The organism is Streptomyces sp. WAC 06738 (assembly GCF_003945505.1).
GTDB lineage: Bacteria > Actinomycetota > Actinomycetes > Streptomycetales > Streptomycetaceae > Streptomyces.
Window position 1 is genome coordinate 2,196,564 of record NZ_CP029618.1, and the last position, 19,742, is coordinate 2,216,305.

Annotated in this window: 15 protein-coding genes and 2 pseudogenes; 6 read left to right on the plus strand and 11 right to left on the minus strand. The window is 72.5% G+C overall.

The window, feature by feature from the left end:
• Positions 1-222 precede the first annotated feature (222 nt).
• Positions 223-1,604, minus strand: a pseudogene (locus DMB38_RS09240) (glycine--tRNA ligase).
• 197 nt (positions 1,605-1,801) lie between these two features.
• On the opposite strand from DMB38_RS09240, the gene DMB38_RS09245 reads away from it, so the two are divergent.
• The 4 genes and pseudogenes from DMB38_RS09245 (at position 1,802) to DMB38_RS09260 (ending at position 5,052) form a co-directional block, all read left to right on the plus strand.
• Positions 1,802-2,821: a metal ABC transporter substrate-binding protein gene (locus DMB38_RS09245; RefSeq protein WP_206337665.1), complete on the plus strand. Its 1,020-nt coding sequence runs from the start codon at positions 1,802-1,804 to the stop codon at positions 2,819-2,821.
• 26 nt (positions 2,822-2,847) lie between these two features.
• The gene (locus DMB38_RS09250; protein ID WP_125934770.1) at positions 2,848-3,618 is read left to right on the plus strand and encodes an ATP-binding cassette domain-containing protein; all 771 of its coding nucleotides are present in this window, start codon (positions 2,848-2,850) and stop codon (positions 3,616-3,618) included.
• Positions 3,618-4,439 (plus strand): annotated as a pseudogene (locus tag DMB38_RS09255) (metal ABC transporter permease); the annotation flags it as partial. The gene DMB38_RS09250 and the pseudogene DMB38_RS09255, both read left to right, overlap by 1 nt.
• 187 nt (positions 4,440-4,626) lie before the next feature.
• Entirely contained in the window at positions 4,627-5,052 is a 426-nt protein-coding gene (locus DMB38_RS09260) for a Fur family transcriptional regulator (protein WP_047015720.1), read from the plus strand.
• A 34-nt stretch (positions 5,053-5,086) separates the two neighbouring features.
• Here the strand turns inward: DMB38_RS09260 and DMB38_RS09265 are convergent, their stop codons facing one another.
• The 9 genes from DMB38_RS09265 to DMB38_RS09305 form a co-directional block, all read right to left on the minus strand.
• The gene (locus DMB38_RS09265; RefSeq protein WP_125934771.1) at positions 5,087-5,959 is read right to left on the minus strand and encodes an isoprenyl transferase; all 873 of its coding nucleotides are present in this window, start codon (positions 5,957-5,959) and stop codon (positions 5,087-5,089) included.
• Positions 5,960-6,073: 114 nt separating this feature from the next.
• The gene (gene recO, locus DMB38_RS09270) at positions 6,074-6,820 is read right to left on the minus strand and encodes a DNA repair protein RecO (protein WP_125934772.1); all 747 of its coding nucleotides are present in this window, start codon (positions 6,818-6,820) and stop codon (positions 6,074-6,076) included.
• Between the two features lie 118 nt (positions 6,821-6,938).
• Positions 6,939-8,837, minus strand: a complete 1,899-nt coding sequence (locus DMB38_RS09275; protein WP_240662079.1) for a sialidase family protein — start codon at positions 8,835-8,837, stop codon at positions 6,939-6,941.
• 186 nt (positions 8,838-9,023) lie between these two features.
• Positions 9,024-9,716 carry a FadR/GntR family transcriptional regulator gene (locus tag DMB38_RS09280; protein WP_047015724.1) on the minus strand — a complete coding sequence of 231 codons (693 nt, stop codon included), beginning with the start codon at positions 9,714-9,716 and terminating at the stop codon, positions 9,024-9,026.
• 101 nt (positions 9,717-9,817) lie between these two features.
• On the minus strand, positions 9,818-10,522 hold the full coding sequence (locus DMB38_RS09285; RefSeq protein ID WP_047015725.1) for a response regulator transcription factor: 705 nt from the start codon (positions 10,520-10,522) through the stop codon (positions 9,818-9,820).
• Positions 10,519-11,880 carry a histidine kinase gene (locus DMB38_RS09290; protein WP_125934773.1) on the minus strand — a complete coding sequence of 454 codons (1,362 nt, stop codon included), beginning with the start codon at positions 11,878-11,880 and terminating at the stop codon, positions 10,519-10,521. The genes DMB38_RS09285 and DMB38_RS09290 overlap by 4 nt, the downstream gene beginning before the upstream one ends.
• A gap of 162 nt (positions 11,881-12,042) precedes the next feature.
• Complete coding sequence (locus tag DMB38_RS09295) at positions 12,043-14,109, minus strand: MMPL family transporter (RefSeq protein WP_125938914.1); 2,067 nt, start codon at positions 14,107-14,109, stop codon at positions 12,043-12,045.
• Positions 14,110-14,338: 229 nt separating this feature from the next.
• Positions 14,339-14,605, minus strand: a complete 267-nt coding sequence (locus tag DMB38_RS09300; protein WP_125934774.1) for a protealysin inhibitor emfourin — start codon at positions 14,603-14,605, stop codon at positions 14,339-14,341.
• 10 nt (positions 14,606-14,615) lie between these two features.
• On the minus strand, positions 14,616-15,746 hold the full coding sequence (locus tag DMB38_RS09305; protein ID WP_125934775.1) for a M4 family metallopeptidase: 1,131 nt from the start codon (positions 15,744-15,746) through the stop codon (positions 14,616-14,618).
• Between the two features lie 288 nt (positions 15,747-16,034).
• Here DMB38_RS09305 and leuA point away from each other — a divergent pair, with 288 nt between their 5' ends.
• Together leuA and DMB38_RS09315 are read left to right on the plus strand one after the other, a co-directional pair.
• Positions 16,035-17,801 carry a 2-isopropylmalate synthase gene (gene leuA / locus DMB38_RS09310; protein ID WP_125934776.1) on the plus strand — a complete coding sequence of 589 codons (1,767 nt, stop codon included), beginning with the start codon at positions 16,035-16,037 and terminating at the stop codon, positions 17,799-17,801.
• A gap of 181 nt (positions 17,802-17,982) precedes the next feature.
• Positions 17,983-18,678, plus strand: a complete 696-nt coding sequence (locus DMB38_RS09315; protein WP_047015731.1) for a hypothetical protein — start codon at positions 17,983-17,985, stop codon at positions 18,676-18,678.
• A gap of 114 nt (positions 18,679-18,792) precedes the next feature.
• On the opposite strand, the gene era is transcribed toward DMB38_RS09315, so the two are convergent.
• Entirely contained in the window at positions 18,793-19,722 is a 930-nt protein-coding gene (gene era / locus DMB38_RS09320; protein WP_047019898.1) for a GTPase Era, read from the minus strand.
• Positions 19,723-19,742 lie beyond the last annotated feature (20 nt).

Below are 19,742 nucleotides of genomic sequence, written 5' to 3' on the forward strand. Positions count from 1 at the left end.
GCTGCTGCTTGTTCGTGCTGTGCGTGGCTCCTTCTGGCCTGGCGGTGGGGCTCAGTGTGCAGCAAGGGGTGCGCGTGCCGCAGCTTGCTGCACGTTTTTCCGTACGGTCCGGGCACAGGGCTTCCGTACGGTCCGGTGGGCGGCTTGCGTGCGGTCCGCGTATACGGCGACGGCGCCCCCGGGCGGGGGCGCCGTCGTGGTGTGGCGGTGTGGCGGGTGTGGTCAGCAGCCGAGGAGGCGGCCGCCGAGGTAGGTCCCGACCTGGTCGAGGGAGACGCGTTCCTGCTTCATGGTGTCGCGTTCGCGGACGGTGACGGCGTTGTCGTCGAGGGTGTCGAAGTCGACGGTGATGCAGTAGGGGGTGCCGATTTCGTCCTGGCGGCGGTAGCGGCGGCCGATGGCGCCGGCGTCGTCGAACTCGATGTTCCAGTGGCCGCGGAGGTCGGCGGCGAGGCCCTTGGCCTTGGGGGAGAGTTCGGGGTTGCGGGAGAGGGGGAGGACGGCGGCCTTGACGGGGGCGAGGCGGGGGTCGAGGCGCATGACGGTGCGCTTTTCCATCTTGCCCTTGGCGTTGGGGGCTTCGTCTTCGACGTAGGCGTCGAGCATGAAGGCGAGCATGGTGCGGCCGACGCCGGCGGCGGGTTCGATGACGAAGGGGGTCCAGCGTTCGCCGGCTTCCTGGTCGAAGAAGGAGAGGTCCTGGCCGGAGGCGGCGGAGTGGGCCTTGAGGTCGAAGTCGGTGCGGTTGGCGATGCCTTCGAGTTCTCCCCACTGGCTGCCGGCGAAGTCGAAGCGGTATTCGATGTCGACGGTGCGCTTGGAGTAGTGGGAGAGCTTGTCCTTGGGGTGCTCGAACCAGCGGAGGTTGGCTTCCTGCATGCCGAGGCCGGTGTACCAGTTCCAGCGCTGCTGCATCCAGTACTCGTGCCAGGTCTCGTCTTCGCCGGGCTTGACGAAGAACTCCATCTCCATCTGCTCGAACTCGCGGGTGCGGAAGATGAAGTTGCCGGGGGTGATCTCGTTGCGGAAGGACTTCCCGGTCTGGGCGATGCCGAAGGGGGGCTTCTTCCGGGAGGAGGTCTGGACCTGCATGAAGTTGGTGAAGATGCCCTGGGCGGTTTCGGGGCGCAGGAAGGTCTCGGAGCCGGCGTCCTGGGTGGGGCCGAGGTGGGTGGCGAGGAGGCCGGAGAACTGCTTGGGCTCGGTGAAGCCGCCCTTGTTGCCGCAGTGGGGGCAGTTGATGTCGGCGAGGCCGCCGGTGGGGGGTGGCCGTGCTTGGCTTCGTAGGCCTCTTCGAGGTGGTCGGCGCGGTAGCGCTTGTGGCAGGAGGTGCATTCGGTGAGGGGGTCGGTGAAGGTGGCGACGTGACCGGATGCTTCCCAGACCTCGCGGGCGAGGATGACGGAGGAGTCGAGGCCGACGACGTCGTCGCGGGAGGTGACCATGGAGCGCCACCACTGGCGCTTGATGTTCTCCTTGAGCTCTACGCCGAGGGGGCCGTAGTCCCAGGCGGCGCGCTGGCCGCCGTAGATCTCGCTGCACGGGTAGACGAAGCCACGGCGCTTGCTCAGGCTGACGATGGTGTCGATCTTGTCGGCGGCCACGGTGCTCTCTTCATTACGACGACGAAGCGGTGCTCCAGGTTACCGGCGGCGGTGCCCTTGGTTTCAAATCGGGGGCGGGCGGGGCGGGGGTGCGGAGGGCGGCGGGCCACTCCCGGGTGGGCCGCGGGCGGGTGCCGGGTGGCCCGGAGGGTACCGCCCGTCAATATTTTTGACAATCGTTTCCATCTTTGATGAAAATGAGTGTCATGAGAGCTTCCCGCCGGTCCATATCCGGTCTCACCCCCGCCGCCGCAGCGGCGCTGTCCGCGGCCGCGCTGCTGGCCCTGTCCGCCTGCGGCGACGGGGCTTCGGGCACCACGACGGAGGACGGCAGGCTGCGGGTGACCGCGTCGTTCTATCCGATGCAGTTCCTGGCCGAGGAGATAGGCGGCGAGAACGCGGAGGTCTCGACGCTGACGAAGCCGGGGACGGAGCCGCACGATCTGGAGCTGAGCCCGCGGCAGACGGGGGACCTGGCGGACGCGGGGCTGATCGTCTACCTGAAGGACATGCAGCCGGCGGTGGACGAGGCCATCGAGCAGTCGGGCGCGGAGCATGTCGTGGAGGCGTCGGAGTTCACGTCGCTGGAGAAGCACGGCGAGGATGACGGCGACGGGGGCCACGCGGAGGAGGAGGGCGGCCACGCGGAGGAGGCCGACGGCGGGCACGAGGGGCACGACCACGGCGGCGAGGAGGGGACCGACCCGCACATCTGGCTGGACCCGGTGCGGTACGCGGAGGTCGCCGAGGGCGTCGGCGAGGCGATGGCGGAGGCGGACCCGGAGCACGCGAAGGCGTACGAGAAGAACGCCGCGGAGCTGGCGGACCGGCTGCGGCAGTTGGACGGGAAGTTCGCCGCGGGGCTGGAGAACCGGCGTACGGACACGTTCATCACGACGCACGCCGCGTTCGGCTACATCGCCGACCGCTACGGCCTGGTGCAGGAGTCGATCAAGGGGCTGAGCCCGGAGTCGGAGCCGAGCGCGGCGCGGATGCAGCAGTTGCAGGACATCGCGGCGGACGACGGGGTGACGACGGTGTTCTTCGAGACGCTGGTCAGCGACAAGACGGCGCGCACTCTCGCGGGTGACCTGGATCTTCAGACGGATGTGCTCGACCCGATCGAGGGCGTGACGGACAAGTCGAGGGGTGACGACTACTTCGAGATCATGGAGGCGAACCTCGGGGCGCTCCAGCGGGCGCTGGGGGCGAAGTGAGCGGGGTCTCGGCGGAGGGAGCGGGCGTGGAGCCGGTGGTGAGTCTGCGCGGTGGGCGTGCGTCGCTGGGCGGGCGCGCGGTGCTGGGCGGGGTGGATCTGGCGGTGGGCCGCGGCGAGGTGGTGGCGCTGCTGGGGGCGAACGGTTCGGGGAAGTCGACGACGGTGCGGGCCGTGGTGGGCCGGGTGCCGCTGACGTCGGGTGAGCTGGAGCTCTTCGGGACGCCGCTGGGACGGTTCCGCGAGTGGCGGCGGATCGGGTACGTGCCGCAGCGTTCGACGGCGGCGTCGGGGGTGCCGGCGTCGGTGCGTGAGGTGGTGTCGTCGGGGCGGCTGTCGCGGTCGCGGCTGCGGCCGCTGGGGCGGGCGGACCGGGCGGCGGTGGACCGGGCGCTCGAGGTGGTGGGTCTCGGGGACCGGGCGAAGGAGTCGGTGAATCGTTTGTCCGGCGGGCAGCACCAGCGGGTGCTGATCGCGCGGGCGCTGGCGGCGGAGCCGGAGTTGCTGATCATGGACGAGCCGCTGGGCGGGGTGGATCTGCCGAGCCAGCGGATTCTGGCGGAGGCGCTGGCCGGGCAGGTGGAGGGTGGTGCGTCGGTGTTGCTGGTACTGCACGAGCTGGGGCCGCTGCAGCCGCTGATCGACCGCACGGTGGTGCTGGGCGACGGTCTGGTGGTGCGGGAGTACGGGCGCGGTGAGGCGGACGCGGCGGCGCGGGTGCACGATCTGGCGTGCCATCCGCACCCGGGCGGTGCGGGTGAGCCGGCCGCGGCGGACAGGACGGGGCTGCTGACATGATGCTGGAGTTCCTGGAGCCGCCGTTCATGCAGCGGGCGCTGCTGGCGGCGCTGCTGGTGGGGATCGCGGCGCCGGCGGTGGGCATCTATCTGGTGCAGCGCCGGCAGGCGATCATGGGTGACGGTATCGGGCATGTGGCGCTGACGGGGGTGGCGCTGGGCTTCCTGCTGAACACGAGCCCGGTGTGGACGGCGGTGCTGGTGGCGGCGGCGGGCGCGGTGGCGATGGAGCTGATCCGCTCGTACGGGCACACGCGCGGTGATCTGGCGCTGGCGATGCTCTTCTACGGGGGCATGGCGGGCGGTGTGCTGCTGATCAATCTGGCGCCGAACGGGTCGACGGCGAACCTGACCACGTATCTCTTCGGTTCGGTGACGACGGTGTCGGATTCCGATGTGACGGCGATCCTGTGGCTGTCGGTGTTCGTGCTGCTGGTGACGCTGGGGCTGCGCAGGCAGTTCTTCGCGATCTGCCAGGACGAGGAGTTCGCGAAGGTCACGGGGCTGCCGGTGCGGTCGCTGAATCTGCTGCTCGCGGTGACGGCGGCGGTGACGGTGACGGTGGCGATGCGGGTCGTGGGGTTGCTGCTGGTCAGTGCGCTGATGGTGATTCCGGTGGCGGCGGCGCAGCAGGCGACGCGCGCGTTCGCGGCGACGCTGGCGCTGGCGGTGGCGATGGGGGTGGTGACGACGCTGTCGGGGACGGTGTTCTCGTACTACGTGGACGTGCCGCCGGGGGCGACGATCGTACTCTTTGCTCTCGGGCTGTTTCTGCTGGTCACGGCGTTGGCGGTGCCGTTGGCGAGGGTGCGGTCGCGGTCGGGTGGCGCGGCGGTGGCCGGGGCCGGGGGCCGGTCGCGGCGGGGCCGGGTGCGGGGGCCGGTGTGCGGGCCGGAGGCGGGGCGCGGTGAGGACGGCTGCGGCGGCTGTGTCCGTTTCCGTGGGTGCTGCTGGCACAATGGCGGCTCGTGGGGCGGACAGGGCTTCGAGCGAGCAGCAGGAGGCAAGGGTGACGACCGCAGGTCCCCCGGTACGCGGCAGGTCGACGCGTCAGCGGGCGGCGGTGGCCGCGGCGCTGGCGGAGGTCGACGAGTTCCGCAGCGCCCAGGAGCTGCACGACATGCTGCGGCATCGTGGCGAGTCGGTGGGGCTGACGACGGTGTACCGGACGCTGCAGTCGCTGGCGGACGCGGGCGATGTGGACGTGCTGCGGACGACGGAGGGTGAGGCGGTGTACCGCCGGTGCAGCACAGGTGAGCACCATCACCATCTGGTGTGCCGGGTGTGCGGGAAGGCGGTGGAGGTCGACGGTCCGGCGGTGGAGCGCTGGGCGGAGTCGATCGCCTCGGAGCACGGGTTCGTGGACGTGGCGCACACGGTGGAGGTCTTCGGTACGTGCGCGGAGTGCGCGGCGCAGGCGCGGGCGCGGGACTGACCGCGGCGGTGCGGGCGCGCCGCGCGCGCCGGTGTCAGCGGGTGTGTGCCTCGCTGCCGAAGCCGTTGAGGCCCTCACCGATTCCGGTGTCGGTGTCGTTGGGGATGGCGCCGCCGAAGCGGCGGTCGCGGGAGGCGTACTCGACGCAGGCGCGCCACAGGTCGCGGCGGTCGAAGTCGGGCCAGAGGATGTCCTGGAAGACCATCTCGGCGTAGACGCTCTGCCAGATGAGGTAGTTGGAGGTGCGCCGCTCGCCGGAGGGCCGGATGAAGAGGTCCACGTCCGGCATGTCGGGGTGGTAGAGGTATTTCGCGAAGGTGCGTTCGCTGACCTTCTTGGGGTCGAGGCGTCCCGCGGCGACGTCGCGGGCGATGCCGGCGGCGGCGTCGGCGATCTCGGCGCGGCCGCCGTAGTTGACGCACATGTAGAGGGTCATGGCGTCGTTGTCGCTGGTCTGTTCCTCGGCGACCTGGAGTTCCTGGACGACGCTCTTCCACAGTTTGGGCATGCGGCCGGCCCAGCGGATGCGTACGCCCATGGCGTCGAGTTCGCTGCGGCGGCGGTGGATGACGTCGCGGTTGAAGTTCATGAGGAAGCGCACCTCGTCGGGTGAGCGCTTCCAGTTCTCGGTGGAGAAGGCGTAGACGGAGAGGTTCTTCACGCCGAGTTCGAGGCAGCCTTTGACGACGTCGAGGACGACGGCTTCGCCGACCTTGTGGCCTTCGGTGCGCGGCAGGCCGCGTTCCTTGGCCCAGCGGCCGTTGCCGTCCATGACGATGGCGACGTGTCCGGGGACCAGTTCGCCGGGCAGCTTCGGCGCGCGGGCGCCGGAGGGGTGCGGCTCGGGGGGCCGGTAGGAGCGGCGGTGCCGCGTCAGGGAGGTGCCGCGGATCCCTCGTCGTGCCATGTGCCGTGCTCTCCCGTTCCTCGGCGTGGGCCGTGTCGTTCCCGTCCGTCTTCTCATCGCTGCCCGGCTTCTGCCCGCCCGGGGCCCGTCCCATGGCGGGCCGGTTCCGTCCGGCTACCTTTCGACGTGGCGCAGCGAGCGCAGGCCCCGCTCCAGGTGCCAGTGCAGATAGGCGGCGACGAGGCCGCTGCCTTCCTTGACGTGATGTGCTCCACAGCGGTCGGCGGTGTGCCAGTCGCCGGTGAGGAGTGCGCCGAGCAGCGCGAGTACCTCGGGTGACGGTACGACGCTACCGGGCACGCGGCAATCGCCGCACAGCACTCCCCCCGCGTTGACGGAGAAGAACCTGTTGGGCCCGTCGAGGCCGCAGCGGGCGCAGTCGCCGAAGCTGGGGGCGTAGCCGTTGACGGCGAGGGAGCGCAGCAGGTAGGCGTCGAGGACGAGCTGGGGGGCGTGGGCGCCGCCGGCGAGGGTGCGCAGGGCGCCGACGAGGAGCAGGTACTGCTGGGTGGCGGGTTCGCCTTCCTGGTCGGTGAAGCGTTCCGCGGTCTCCAGCATGGCGGTGCCGGCGGTGTAGCGGGCGTAGTCGGCGGCTATGGGGGCGCCGTAGGGGGCGATCGTCTCGGTCTGGGTGCACATGGGCAGGCCGCGGCCGACGAGGTCGCTGCCGCGGGCGAAGAACTGGACGTCGACGTGGCTGAAGGGTTCGAGGCGGGCGCCGAACTTCGACTTGGTGCGCCGTACGCCGCGGGCGACGGCGCGGACGCGGCCGTGGCCGCGGGTGAGGAGGGAGATGATCCGGTCCGCTTCGCCCAGTTTCTGGGTGCGCAGCACGATGCCGTCGTCGCGGAACAGGGTCATGGGCCCCATTCTTGCCTACGCGGCGGGGTTCGCGCCCGGCGCGGTGCGGGCGGCGGGCGGCGGGTGGCGGGCGGGGCCGGCCCGGGCTGTGGCTGCCCGGGCCGGCGTCGCCGGGTCGCTACTGCGGGGTGACGGTGTCGAGGGGGAGGCGGAGCTGCTGGCCCCGGGGGACGGGGGCGTTGTCCTTGCGGACGGCGGTCAGCTCGCCGCGGGTGAGGGCGCGGTCGTAGACGCGCATGTCGTCGAGGTAGCCGTGGAAGCGGTTGGCGCCGTCGAGGCGCTGGCCGACGTCGATGCCGCCGATGCCGAACTCGCTGCCCGCGGTGGGTGAGCCGGGCGGGGCGTCGGCGGCGTAGGAGGTGCCGTCGACGCTGAGGGTGAGTTTTCCGCCGGCGCGCTGCAGGGTCACGAAGTGGAAGGCGTTGTCGTTGTACGCGCCGGTGGTCTGGACGCTGACGGCGGCCTGTTCCATCTGCATGCGGGCGATGATGCGGTTCTGCTCGGGTTCCGCCCGCAGCCAGACGGAGGGGGCGTTGCCGCCGACTCCGTAGGCCCACATGATCGCGTGGGCGCCGTTGGTGCGGCCGTACTTGAACCAGCCGGTCCAGGTGAAGTCGCCGTCGCCGACGTCGAGGGAGTCGTTCCAGGGGACCTCGACGCGGGCGTCGACGTGGGGGGCGGCGTTGTCGAGGTAGAGGGACTGGCCGAACCGCCCGGGGCGCAGGTGGGAGCTGCCGCGGACGTAGGCGGTGTTGCCGCTGCCGGAGACGTCGGGGGTGGTCGCTCCGGGGGCGGGGGCGGGGGGCTGCGGCGGGTCGTCGCCCGGCTGGTCGAGGAAGGCGTCGTTGAAGCGCGCCCAGCGGATCGTCTCGTACGGTCCTGCGGTGCCGGCTTCGTAGAGGAGGCCGACGCGGTCGCCGTCGAGTCCGGCCATGTCGGAGTAGGCGGAGGGGCCCCAGTGGATGACGCGGCCCTGCTGCCAGGGTTCCCAGGTGGCGCCGTCGTCGCGGGAGGCGCGTACGGACATGACCTTGCGGTCGGCGGGGTGGGCGGGCAGGGAGGCGAGGACCTGGTCGCCGTGGCGGAGAGTGGCGCCCTGGACGACGGGGCTGACGAGGTCGGGGGTGGTGGCGAAGGGGGCGTCGAAGGTGGTGCCGCCGTCACTGCTGACGGCGGCGGCGCGGTTGCCGGGGTCGGTGCCGCGTTCGTCGCGGGCGGCGGCGTAGACGGAGCCGTCCGGGCGTTCGAAGAGGCTGAGTTCCTGCGGTTTGACGTCGGGCGGCTGGACGGCGCGGGTGTCGTCGGCGCCGAGCCGCCAGGTGAGGCCGCCGTCGTCGCTGTAGAGGAGGTGGGCGCCCTGGCGGCCGTCGAGGCCCTGGTGGTTGCCGCCGACGAGGAGGCGTCCCGCGTGGTCGCCGGTGGTGAGCTGGAGGCCGTGGCCGGGTCCGGTGGCGTACCAGCGGTCCCATTCCGGCTTGGAGAGTTCGGCGCCCATGTTGCGGGCGGCACTCCAGGTGCGGCCGTTGTCGGTGGAGTGCTGGAGGTAGGGGGTACGGACGGTGTCGTCGGCGCCGGGGTTGTGGGTGCTGAGGAGGGAGATGCGGCCGGTTTCGCGGTCGACGACGGGGGCGGGGTTGCCGCGGGTGTCGCCGTCGCCGGCGAGGACGACCTGCGGGGCGCTCCAGGTGGCGCCGCCGTCGGTGGAGCGGCGCAGCACGATGTCTATGTCGCCTTTGTCGGCGCAACTGTCGACGCGGCCTTCGGCGAAGGCGAGGAGGGTGCCGTCGGCGGCTTCGACGACGGCGGGGATGCGGTAGCAGAAATAGCCGCCGGTGCCGCCCTGGAAGAGCACTTCCTGGCTGAACTCGGGTGCTGCTGCGGGGTCCTCTGCGCTGGCGTGGGGGGCGAGTGCGGTCAGGCCGGCTCCGAGGACCGCGGCGCACGCCGCGAGGGCGGTGGCGCGGCGGGGGCTTCTTCGGCGGGAGCGGCCTGCGGCGGGTGCGAGGCGTGGCTGCATGGTGCGTCTCGCTTTCGTCGGGATACGTCGGGCACATGGGGCACGTCGGGGTGACGCGGACAGCGGTGGATAGCCCATGTCCTACGTGGGACGTGGGATGTCCGGTAACGTAAAGGCAGCCCCCCGTACGGTCAAGGGTCCGTCCGCGGCTACCCGCAGTTCACCTTCCGCTCATGCCTGCGCCGCTCACCCGACGCCGCGCATGGCCTTCCCGGCGCGCGCCTCGATGCCGCGGAAGTGGGTGGTCATCGCGGCCCGTACGTGCTCGCGGTCGCGGGCCCGCAGCGCGGCGACGATCTCCTTGTGGCGGCGGGCGGTGCCCAGCGGCGAGGGGTCGTCGGCCCAGCCGCGGGCGCCGGCGACGCGGTGGAAGACGTTCCAGAACGCGCCGAGGAGCTGCGGGACCAGGGTGTTGCCTATCGAGCGGTAGAGGACCTCGTGGAACTCGCGGTCCTCCTCGGGGAAGACCTCGCCCTGCCCGGCGCGGGTCTCCATGCGCGCGACGATGGTGTCCAGCGCGTCGAGGTCGGCCTCGGGGATGCTCTCCACCACCCGGCTGATCAGGCCCTCTTCGAGTATTTCGCGGACCTGGAGGATCTCGGTGAGGGCGTGCGCGTCGTCGCCGCCGAGCTGGACGAGGGTGCGGAACGTCAGCCCGTCGGCGAGCGGCGTCAGCGACGCCTCGCCGACGTAGGTCCCGTAGCCGTGGCGGATCTCGACGATGTCGAGGGCCTGCAGCGCCTTGAGCGCCTCGCGCACCGAGTTGCGGCTCACCCCCAGGTCGTCCATGAGCTCGGTCTCGGTGGGCAGCACCGCGCCGGGGCGCAGCCCCCGGTCGAGGATGAGCTGCATGATCTCGCGCTGGATCTGGCCGCCCATGCGCTTCCTGCGGTCCGAACGCGGCTGGGGGTGCTTCAGCTCCTGGGGCATGGCGGTATCGTACGCACAAGGAGGGACATCCTACGTGTGGAACGGGAGGTTCATCCGGAAGATGAGGAAGATCCGGGAGTGATGAGCCCCGATTCGTAGCCGATGACCACCAACTGCGCCCGGTCGCGGGCGCCCACCTTGCCCATGATCCGGCTCACATGGGTCTTGGCCGTCAGCGGCGACAGCGCCAGCGACTCGGCGATCTCGGTGTTGTTCAGCCCGCGCGCCACCAGCACCAGCACCTGCCGCTCGCGCTCCGACAGCGCGCCCAGCGCCGCCCCGCCGTGCTGCGTCGCGGCCGGCTGCGGCGCCTCCGGCAGCCGCACCAGGCGCTCGATGAGGCGGGCCGTGGGGCCGGGCGAGAGCAGCGCGTCGCCGGCGGCGACGGTGCGGATGGCCTCCAGCAGCGCCGCGGGCTGGGTGTCCTTGACGAGGAAGCCGGAGGCGCCGGCGCGCAGCGCGGCCATGATGTGCTCGTCGGTGTCGTAGGTGGTGAGGACGAGGACCCGCACGCCCGCCAGGTCCTCGTCCGCGGCGATGAGCCGGGTCGCCTCGATGCCGTCGAGCTCCGGCATCCGCAGGTCCATCACCACCAGGTCGACCCGCTCGCTGCGGGTGAGCGCCACGGCCTCGCGGCCGTTGCCCGCCTCGCCGACGACCTCCATGTCGGCGGCGGAGTCGACGAGCATGGCGAACGCCTTGCGCACCAGGGTCTGGTCGTCGGCGAGCAGGACGCGGATGGGCTGCGCGGTCATGCGGTGCGGCTCCTGTCGGTGAAGGCGGTACGGGCCCCGGGCCGGTCGGCGGGGGCGGCATGGTCGCCGGCGGCGGGCTCCGCCGGGGCGGCGGGTCCTGCAGGATCCGCTTCCACGGTCTCGACGCCGTCGGGGCCGGCCGGTACGCACGGCAGCACGGCGGTGACCGCGAAGCCCGCGGCGTCCGTGCGGCGGGCCGCCTCCAGGGTGCCGCCGACGCTGCGGGCCCGCTCGCGCATGCCGACGATGCCGTACCCGGGGTGCGCACCGGCGCCCGCGGCCGCGGCGGCGGCCTTCTCCGGGTGGGCGGGACCGTCGTCGACGACGGCGATGCGCAGTTCGCCCGCCCCCTCGTCGTAGGTGACGGAGATCCGCACGTGCACCGCGGACCCGGCGTGCTGCACCGCGTTGGTGAGCGACTGCTGCACGATCCGGTACGCCGCCGCCCCGACCCCCCGCGGCACGTCGACGGCGGCGTCGGCGACGTCCAGGCGCACCTCGGCGCCGCCGGAGCGCGCCGCCGCCGCCAGGTCGTCGAGGCCCGCCAGGCCCGGCGGCGGGCGGGTGCCGTCCACGGAGTCGCCGCCGCGCAGCACCTGGAGCGTGGTGCGCAGCTCCGCGCGGGAGTCGCGGCAGGTGCCCGCGATGCCGTCGAGGGCGTCGGCCAGCGCCGCGCGGTCCAGCCGGCCGGGGTCGGCGACCAGCAGGTGCGCGGCCACCGACGTCTGCACGCCGATGAGGGTGATGCTGTGCGCCAGCAGGTCGTGCAGGTCCTGGGCGATGCGCAGCCGCTCCTCGGCGACCCGGCGGGCGGCGGTCTCCTCCCGGGTGCGCTCGGCGCGTTCGGCGCGCTCGACGATGGCGCCGACGTAGTTGCGGTGCACCCGCACCGCCTCGCCGAGGAGCGCCACCGACATGACCCAGCCGGAGTTGCGCAGCAGGTCCGCGCCCTGGTCGGCGTTGTGCAGCGTCAGCATGGTGACGGCCAGGACGACGAGCCCGCAGGTGATCAGCAGCGTCCGCAGCCGCGGCCCGGCGACGGCGAGGGAGTAGACGGCGACCATCATCGTGGGCGTCGGCGCGCTGTGGATGTTGTCGAGGATGTGGTACGGCGCCTCGGGGAGGACGGAGACGAGGAAGACGGCCATCGGGTAGTGGCGGCGCCAGGCCAGCACCGCCACCATGACGAACAGCAGCCCCCAGCCGAAGACGTCCGGCCGGTGCGCCGACTCCCCGACGCCGCCGAAGAGCGCCAGGCACGCGACGACGACGCCGACGAACGCGGTGAAGAGAACGTCCCGGCGCGTCGGCCGCTTCAGCCCGCTCAGCCGGGCCCTCGCTGACTGCATGACCACCATCCTCGCCTACGGCTCCACAGGCGGAACTCTCGGTACGGGCGGGCCGTTCCCGCACGCCCGCGGGGCGCGGAAACGGACAGGTCCCGGCCGGGCGGCGGTCCCGCTGGACCGCCGCCCGGCCTGGGCGGGGGCCGTACGGTGCGTACGGCCGCGGCGGGGATGCTAACGCGCCGCGCCCGCCGGTTCCGGCTCCCGCTGCTCCCCGGGAGCGGGCGGCGGCGCCTCCTCCCGCTTCGACAGCGGCCCCGGCCACCAGATCTTCTTGCCCAGCAGCCAGCTCGCGGACGTCACCAGGTAGGTGCGCACCAGGAACGTGTCCAGCAGCACGCCGACCGCGACGACGAAGCCCAGCTCGAACATCATCACCATCGGCATCGTCGCCAGCGCCGCGAACGTCGCCGCCAGCACCAGGCCCGCCGAGGCGATCACGCCGCCGGTGCGGCGCAGCGCCGTGAGCGCCGCGGTGCGGGTGCCGGCGCCGTTGGTGGCCTCCTCGCGCATCCGGTGCAGCAGGAAGATGCCGTAGTCGACGCCGAGCGCCACACCGAAGACGAAGGTCAGCAGCGCCAGTTCGCCGCCGATGCCCGGATAGCCCATGACCGGCTCGAAGATGAGGCCGCCGATGCCCATCGCCGCGCCCCACGACGCCACCACGGCGACGGTCAGCACCAGCGGCGCCACCAGGCTGCGCAGCAGGACGATGAGGATGACCAGGACGGCGGCCAGGGTGAGGGGGATGACGAGCTTGCGGTCGCCGGAGTTGGCCTCCGCCAGGTCCAGTGCTTCGGCGCTGGGCCCGCCGACCAGGGCATCGGCGCCGTCGAGGGCGCCCAGTTCGGCGCGGAGGCCGGCGATCGTGCGGTCCTCCCCCGCGGACTGCGGCGGGTCGGCGGCGTAGACGGTGATCTCGCTGTACCCGTTGCCGGAGCGCGCCATCTCCGCGGAGGCGACGCCCTCGACGCCCTGCGCCGCCGACAGCGCCGCGTCCGCCCGCGCGTCCTCGGCGACGACGACGATGGCCTGGGCGCTCTGCTCGGGATAGGCGTCCTTCAGCTTCTCCATCGCGGTGATCGACTCGGGCTTGTCGGTGAAGGCGTCCTCCTGCTTGAGGTTGCCCGGCAGGTTGAACGCGCCGAGCGCCAGCGCGCCCAGCAGCACCACGCCGCCCAGGAGGATCGCCGCCGGGCGGCGGCCCACCGAGGAGCCCATCCGGTCGAAGAAGCCGCGCCGCTTGGGCTCGCTGCCGTAGGCGGGGACCAGCGGCCAGAAGACGCGGCGGCCGAAGAGGACCATCAGCGCCGGCAGCAGCGTCGTCATCACCGCCAGCGCGCACACCACGCCGACCGCGCCGACCGGGCCGAGGCCCGCGCTGGAGTTGAGGTCCGCGGCCAGCAGGCAGATCAGGCCCGCCGCGACCGTACCGGAGGAGGCGAGGATCGCCGGGCCGCAGTTGCGTACGGCCGTCAGCATCGCCTCCTGCGGGTCGGTGGTGCGGCGCAGTTCCTCGCGGTACCGGGCGACGAGCAGCAGCGCGTAGTCGGTGCCCGCGCCGAAGATGAGCACCGTCATCACCGCGGAACTCATCGAGTTGACCGTCAGGCCGAACGCCTGGACGAGGCCGTAGACGAGGGCCATGGCACTCATCGACGCGACGCCGACGCAGACCAGCGGCAGCAGCCAGAGGAACGGGCTGCGGTAGGTGAGGATGAGCAGGATCGTCACGATGCCCGCCGTGGCGTACATGAGGGTGCCGTCGACCTCTTCGTAGACCGCCTCGGAGTCGGCCTGGATGCCGGCGGGGCCGCCGAGTTCGACGGACAGGCCCTCGGGGGGATCCGCGACGATCTCCTCGCGGATCTCCTCGACGGCCGCCGTTTGGGCATCCTCGTCCGGCAGTCCGACGACGGAGAACGGCAGCATCAGCGTGCTGCCGTCCTCGGCGGGCACGGCCCGCGGCGTGCCGTCCTTCGCCAGCTCGAACCGGTCGGCGACGGCGCCGGCGTGCCCGGCGGCCAGTTCGCGGTCGGCGGCGGTGATGCCGCCGTCGCGCTGGTAGACGAGGATGCCGTCGAGGGTGTCGCCGCCGGGCATCTCCCCGGCGGTCCGCGACACCTGCGTGGAGTCGGCGCTGCCGGGCAGGTAGTCGACGGCGCGGTCGCGGCTGACGTCGCCGAGCTTGCTGCCGAACGGCATGGCCAGGGCGAGGATCGCGACCCACAGGCCGAGCACGACCCAGGGCAGCCGGCGGCGCCCCGGTCTCGTCGCGGGGCCTGGCGGCGCTTTCGGTGGTGCGGATACGGCGCCCATGGCGGGCTCTCCCTCCGGGGAGGCAACTGGACTGCGCCCAGCTTCCCCCGGAGATCCGGCACGGGGCTTCGCTCCCGGGTGCGAGACCTCGCCTACTGCACGGGGTGGCCTCCGGCCACCGCTGCTTCCCGGGGAGTACCCCGGGGAGTACTCACCCGCCCTCCTTCAGCACCGTCCGTACGAGCGCGCGCTGCGCGTCGGTCAGCTTGGGGTCGGCGAAGTGCACGGTGCGGCCGCCGGCCGTGAGCCGGTACGCGAAGCCGTCCGGCACGCCCGCGGGCGGGGCCACGCTGCCCTCCGCGAGCGCCCGTCCTGCCAGCGCCTCCAGGCCGGCCGCGTCCGCGCGGCCGGCCGTATCCAGGGTGGCCTCGCGGGTCAGGCCCGCGAAGCCCCCGGTGCGGGTGACGGTGATGCGCATGCCCCCACGCCTACCCCGCCTGCGGCGCCGCACCCTCCCGGGCCGGGGTCTGCCGCGGCACGGTGGCCTCCGCGTCGGCGTCCACCCCGACCTGCGACCACGCCGAGAGCACCGCGGTGCGCTCCGCGCCGTCGCCGTAGCGGGCCTCGGCGGCGGCGACGGTGGCGGCGGCGAACGCGGCGAAGTCGGCGGTGGTGGTGAGGGCGCCGCCGGTCAGCACGTCGTACCAGATGCGGCCGGCGCGCTCCCAGGCGTTGCCGCCGAGTTCGGTGGCCAGCAGGTAGAAGGCGTGGTTGGGGATGCCGGAGTTGATGTGGACGCCGCCGTTGTCGGTGGAGGTGTCGACGTAGTCGGCCATCGTCGCCGGCTGCGGGTCCTTGCCGAGGACGTCGTCGTCGTAGGCGGTGCCCGGGGCCTTCATCGAGCGCAGCGCCTCGCCGGACACCCCGGGGGCGAGCAGCTCGGCGCCGATGAGCCAGTCGGCGTCGGCGGCGCTCTGGCCCTTGACGTACTGCTTGATGAGGGAGCCGAAGACGTCGGAGACCGACTCGTTGAGCGCCCCGGACTGGCCGAAGTACTCCAGGTTCGCGGTGTACTGCGTGACGCCGTGCGTCAGCTCGTGGCCGATGACGTCGACGGCGAGGGTGAAGTCGAGGAACACCTCGCCGTCGCCGTCGCCGAAGACCATCTGCTCGCCGTCCCAGAAGGCGTTGCCGTAGTCCTCGCCGTAGTGGACGGTGGCGTTCAGCGGCAGCCCGGCGCCGTCGATGGAGTCGCGGGCGAAGCCGCTGAGGAACAGGTCGAAGGTGGCGCCGAGGCCGTCGTAGGCGCGGTTGACGGTGGCGTCGTCGACCGCCGCCCCGCCCTCCTTGCGGACTTCCGTCCCCGGCAGGTCCTGGGTCTGCCCGGCGTCGTAGATCGTCCGCTTCGGCTTCGCGTCGTCCGCCGCCCGGCGCGCGGCCGGCGCGGCGGCCGCGCGGCGGACGGTGGTGATGCGGCGGCGGGTGCGCTGGAGCGCGTCGCGCTCCAGGGTGCGGCGGGCGCGGGCCGACAGCGCCGCGTCGTCCGTACGGGCCAGCTTGTCCAGCATGTGGGGCGGCACGATCGTGCAGAACACGGGGGTACGTGAGGATGCGTCCATCCCTGCAATGTGTCACTGAGTAATCGACTTGTCACTCCCCGCAGCGAATTCTTCGCGATTTCGGGTGGCGGGGCCCACCGCGGGCCCGGCGCGGGGTCTCGCATCGTGATACTGATCGGCCGGCGCCGCCGCGGCTGGGCTACATTGGTCGGCATCGTGCGTTACGGGCTGCTTCTTCTTAGCCGCCGCGGCGAGGGTCTGCTGTCGTAGACCGACCCCCTCCCCGCGGAGTCCGGTGCTGCCACCCGTCGGTCGACGACCAGCTCGCGCGAAGGAGCCCACGCCACCATGGACCGTCCCGGTAACACCGTCGGCCGCGGTACGCCCGTCACCGCCGCCACCGTACGCCAGCAGCCCTCCGGCATGCCCGTGCACCGCTACCGCCCGTACGACGCCGTCGACATCCCCGACCGCACCTGGCCCGGCAACCGCATCACCCACGCGCCCCGGTGGCTCTCCACCGACCTGCGCGACGGCAACCAGGCCCTGATCGACCCCATGTCGCCGGCGCGGAAACGCGCCATGTTCGACCTCCTGGTACGCATGGGCTACAAGGAGATCGAGGTCGGCTTCCCCTCCTCCGGGCAGACCGACTTCGACTTCGTCCGCTCCATCATCGAGGACGGCGCCATCCCCGAGGACGTGACGATCTCCGTCCTCACCCAGGCCCGCGAAGAGCTGATCGAGCGCACCGTGGCGTCGCTGAAGGGCGCCCGCCGCGCCACCGTCCACCTGTACAACGCCACCGCGCCCGTCTGGCGCGAGGTCGTCTTCCGCGGCTCGCGCGACGCGGTGAAGCAGATCGCCGTCGACGGCACCCGGCTGGTCGTGGAGTACGCCGAGAAGCTGCTCGACGACCGCACCACCTTCGGCTACCAGTACAGCCCGGAGATCTTCACCGACACCGAGCTGGACTTCGCGCTGGAGGTCTGCGAGGGCGTCATGGACGTCTGGCAGCCCGAGGACGGCCGCGAGATCATCCTCAACCTGCCGGCCACCGTCGAGCGCTCCACGCCCTCCACGCACGCCGACCGCTTCGAGTGGATGTCGCGGAATCTGTCCCGCCGCGAGCACGTCTGCCTCTCCGTCCACCCGCACAACGACCGCGGCACCGCCGTCGCCGCCGCCGAGCTGGCGCTCATGGCGGGCGCCGACCGCGTCGAGGGCTGCCTCTTCGGGCAGGGCGAGCGGACCGGCAACGTCGACCTGGTCACCCTGGGTATGAACCTCTTCTCGCAGGGCGTCGACCCGATGATCGACTTCTCCGGGATCGACGAGATCCGGCGCACCTACGAGTACTGCAACCAGATGGGCGTCCACCCCCGCCACCCCTACGTCGGCGACCTCGTCTACACCGCCTTCTCCGGCTCCCACCAGGACGCCATCAAGAAGGGCTTCGAGGCGATGGAGGCCAGGGCCGCGCAGGCCGGCAAGCCCGTCGAGGAGCTGGAGTGGGCGGTGCCGTACCTGCCCATCGACCCCAAGGACGTGGGCCGCTCCTACGAGGCCGTCATCCGCGTCAACTCCCAGTCAGGCAAGGGCGGCGTGGCGTACGTGCTCCAGCACGACCACAGCCTCGACCTGCCGCGGCGCATGCAGGTGGAGTTCTCCCGCATCATCCAGACCAAGACCGACGCCGAGGGCGGCGAGGTCACCCCCGCGCAGATCTGGGACGTCTTCCGCGACGAGTACCTGCCCAACCCCGGCAACGCCTGGGGCCGCATCCAGCTCCGCGGCGGGCAGACCACCACCGACCGCGACGGCGTCGACACCCTCACCGTCCAGGCCGACGTCGACGGCGCCGAGACCACCCTCGTCGGCACCGGCAACGGCCCCATCTCCGCGTTCTTCCACGCCCTCCAGGGCATCGGCATCGACGCGCGGCTCCTGGACTACCAGGAGCACACGATGAGCGAGGGCGCCAGCGCGCAGGCCGCCTCGTACATCGAGGTCGCCGTCGACGGCAAGGTGCTGTGGGGCATCGGCATCGACGCCAACACCACGCGCGCGTCGCTGAAGGCCGTCGTCTCCGCGGTCAACCGCGCCGCCCGCTGACCGCCGCGGCACCCGCGGCACTCCCGCAGCACCCCCGGAGCGCCGAGCGCCCCGCGCGCCGTCCGACCGCGGACGGGGCGCGGGGCGCGGCTCGTTCGCGCCGCCTTGACGTGTACGAGGGCTGACGATGTCGGCCGGTGTGGTTAGCATCACGTCAGCGCGGCAGCGTTGCCGAAGCGTGATGGAGGTCGACGTGACGCATATCCTCCGCCGGTTCGCCGGCGTGCGGACGTCCTGGCACACCGAGTCGGACGGTGAGTTCTTCTGCCCCGGCTGCGGCGGCGACCGCAACTACCGCCGGCGCAGCGGCAGACGGCGGTTCACCGTCCTCGGCGTACCCGTGCTGCCGCGCGGCGCCGCGGGGCCCGTCGTCGAATGCGCCGACTGCGGCGGCCACTTCGGCCTCACGTCCCTGGCGGAGCCCACCTCGACGCGCTTCGCGCTGCTGCTGCGCGACGCCACCCACGCCGTCGCCCTCGCCGTCCTGCACGCCGGCGGCACCTCCTCCTCCGCCGTCCGCTGCGCCGCCGTCACCGCCGTGCGCACCGCGGGCTACGACGACTGCACCGAGGAGCAGTTGCTGACGCTGCTGGCCGCCATCGAGGCCGACTCGGGGCGGATGCCGGAACTCTGCGCCGACCTCCCGCCGGAGCAGCGGAACTTCGAGGCGGAGCTGCGCGAGACGCTGGCGCCGCTGGCGCCGCACCTGGTGCCCGTCGGGCGGGAGTCGATCCTGCTGAGCGGCGCGCGCATCGCACTCGCGGACGGGGCGTACACGCCGCCGGAGTGGGAGACCCTCGTCGTCGTCGGCGACGCGCTGCTGCTGCCCGCCTCGGATGTCGAGCGGCTGCTGACGTCCGCGCGCACGCCGTCATAACGCGCACGCCGCCATAAGGGGCGCGCGGGACCCGCGCGCCTCCACGCGCCCCCGCGGCCGCCCCCCGCCCGCCGTACTCCGCGGGCCCCTCGGGCCCCTCAAGCTCCTCGGGGCTCAGAAGCCCAGCCGGCGCAGCTTCTTCGGGTCCCGCTGCCAGTCCTTGGCGACCTTCACGTGGATGTCGAGGTACACCGGCATGCCCAGCAGCGCCTCGATGTGCCCGCGGGCCTTGGTGCCGATCTCCTTCAGCCGCTTGCCCTTCGGCCCGATGACGATGCCCTTCTGGCTGTCGCGCTCGATGAACAGGTTGGCGTGGATGTCCAGCAGCGGCCGGTCCGCCGGGCGGTCCTCGCGCGGCTCCATCTCGTCGACCACCACCGCGATCGAGTGCGGCAGCTCGTCCCGTACGCCCTCCAGGGCCGCCTCCCGGATCAGCTCGGCGACCATCACCTGCTCCGGCTCGTCGGTCAGCTCCCCGTCCGGGTACAGCTCCGGGCCCTCCGGCAGCAGCGGCACCAGCAGGTCCGCGAGGAGGCCGACCTGCTTGCCCTCGACCGCCGAGACCGGCACCACCTCCGCCCACTCGAAGCCCAGGTCCTTCGCCATCCGGTCCACGGCCACGAGCTGCGCGGCGACCGTGTCGGAGTCGGCCAGATCGGTCTTGGTGACGACGGCGACCTTCGGGGTACGCCGCAGGGCGGCCAGCTCGCCGGCGATGTACCGGTCCCCCGGGCCGATCTTCTCGTTCGCCGGCGCGCAGAAGCCGATCACGTCGACCTCCGCCCAGGTGGCGCGCACCGCGTCGTTGAGCCGCTGGCCGAGCAGCGTGCGCGGCTTGTGGTAGCCGGGGGTGTCGACGAGCACGAGCTGCGCGTCGGGGCGGTGGACGATGCCGCGCACGGTGTGCCGGGTCGTCTGCGGCCGGCTGGAGGTGATGGCCACCTTCTGGCCGACCAGCGCGTTGGTCAGGGTCGACTTGCCGGCGTTGGGCCGGCCGACGAAGCAGGCGAAGCCGGAGCGGTGCCCGGTGTCAGGGGTGGTCATGGGGAGCATTGTCCCCGACC

Excerpts from the sequence above, each read along its gene's own strand:
- DMB38_RS09300 (WP_125934774.1), bottom strand. The coding sequence starts at position 14,605 with ATGCGCATCACCGTCACCCGCACCGGGGGCTTCGCGGGCCTGACCCGC.
- DMB38_RS09245 (WP_206337665.1), top strand. The coding sequence starts at position 1,802 with ATGAGTGTCATGAGAGCTTCCCGCCGGTCCATATCCGGTCTCACCCCC.
- DMB38_RS09315 (WP_047015731.1), top strand. The coding sequence starts at position 17,983 with ATGGAGGTCGACGTGACGCATATCCTCCGCCGGTTCGCCGGCGTGCGG.
- DMB38_RS09290 (WP_125934773.1), bottom strand. The coding sequence starts at position 11,880 with ATGGTGGTCATGCAGTCAGCGAGGGCCCGGCTGAGCGGGCTGAAGCGG.
- DMB38_RS09265 (WP_125934771.1), bottom strand. The coding sequence starts at position 5,959 with ATGGCACGACGAGGGATCCGCGGCACCTCCCTGACGCGGCACCGCCGC.
- recO (WP_125934772.1), bottom strand. The coding sequence starts at position 6,820 with ATGACCCTGTTCCGCGACGACGGCATCGTGCTGCGCACCCAGAAACTG.
- DMB38_RS09305 (WP_125934775.1), bottom strand. The coding sequence starts at position 15,746 with ATGGACGCATCCTCACGTACCCCCGTGTTCTGCACGATCGTGCCGCCC.
- DMB38_RS09285 (WP_047015725.1), bottom strand. The coding sequence starts at position 10,522 with ATGACCGCGCAGCCCATCCGCGTCCTGCTCGCCGACGACCAGACCCTG.
- era (WP_047019898.1), bottom strand. The coding sequence starts at position 19,722 with ATGACCACCCCTGACACCGGGCACCGCTCCGGCTTCGCCTGCTTCGTC.
- leuA (WP_125934776.1), top strand. The coding sequence starts at position 16,035 with ATGGACCGTCCCGGTAACACCGTCGGCCGCGGTACGCCCGTCACCGCC.
- DMB38_RS09280 (WP_047015724.1), bottom strand. The coding sequence starts at position 9,716 with ATGGGCGGCCAGATCCAGCGCGAGATCATGCAGCTCATCCTCGACCGG.
- DMB38_RS09275 (WP_240662079.1), bottom strand. The coding sequence starts at position 8,837 with ATGCAGCCACGCCTCGCACCCGCCGCAGGCCGCTCCCGCCGAAGAAGC.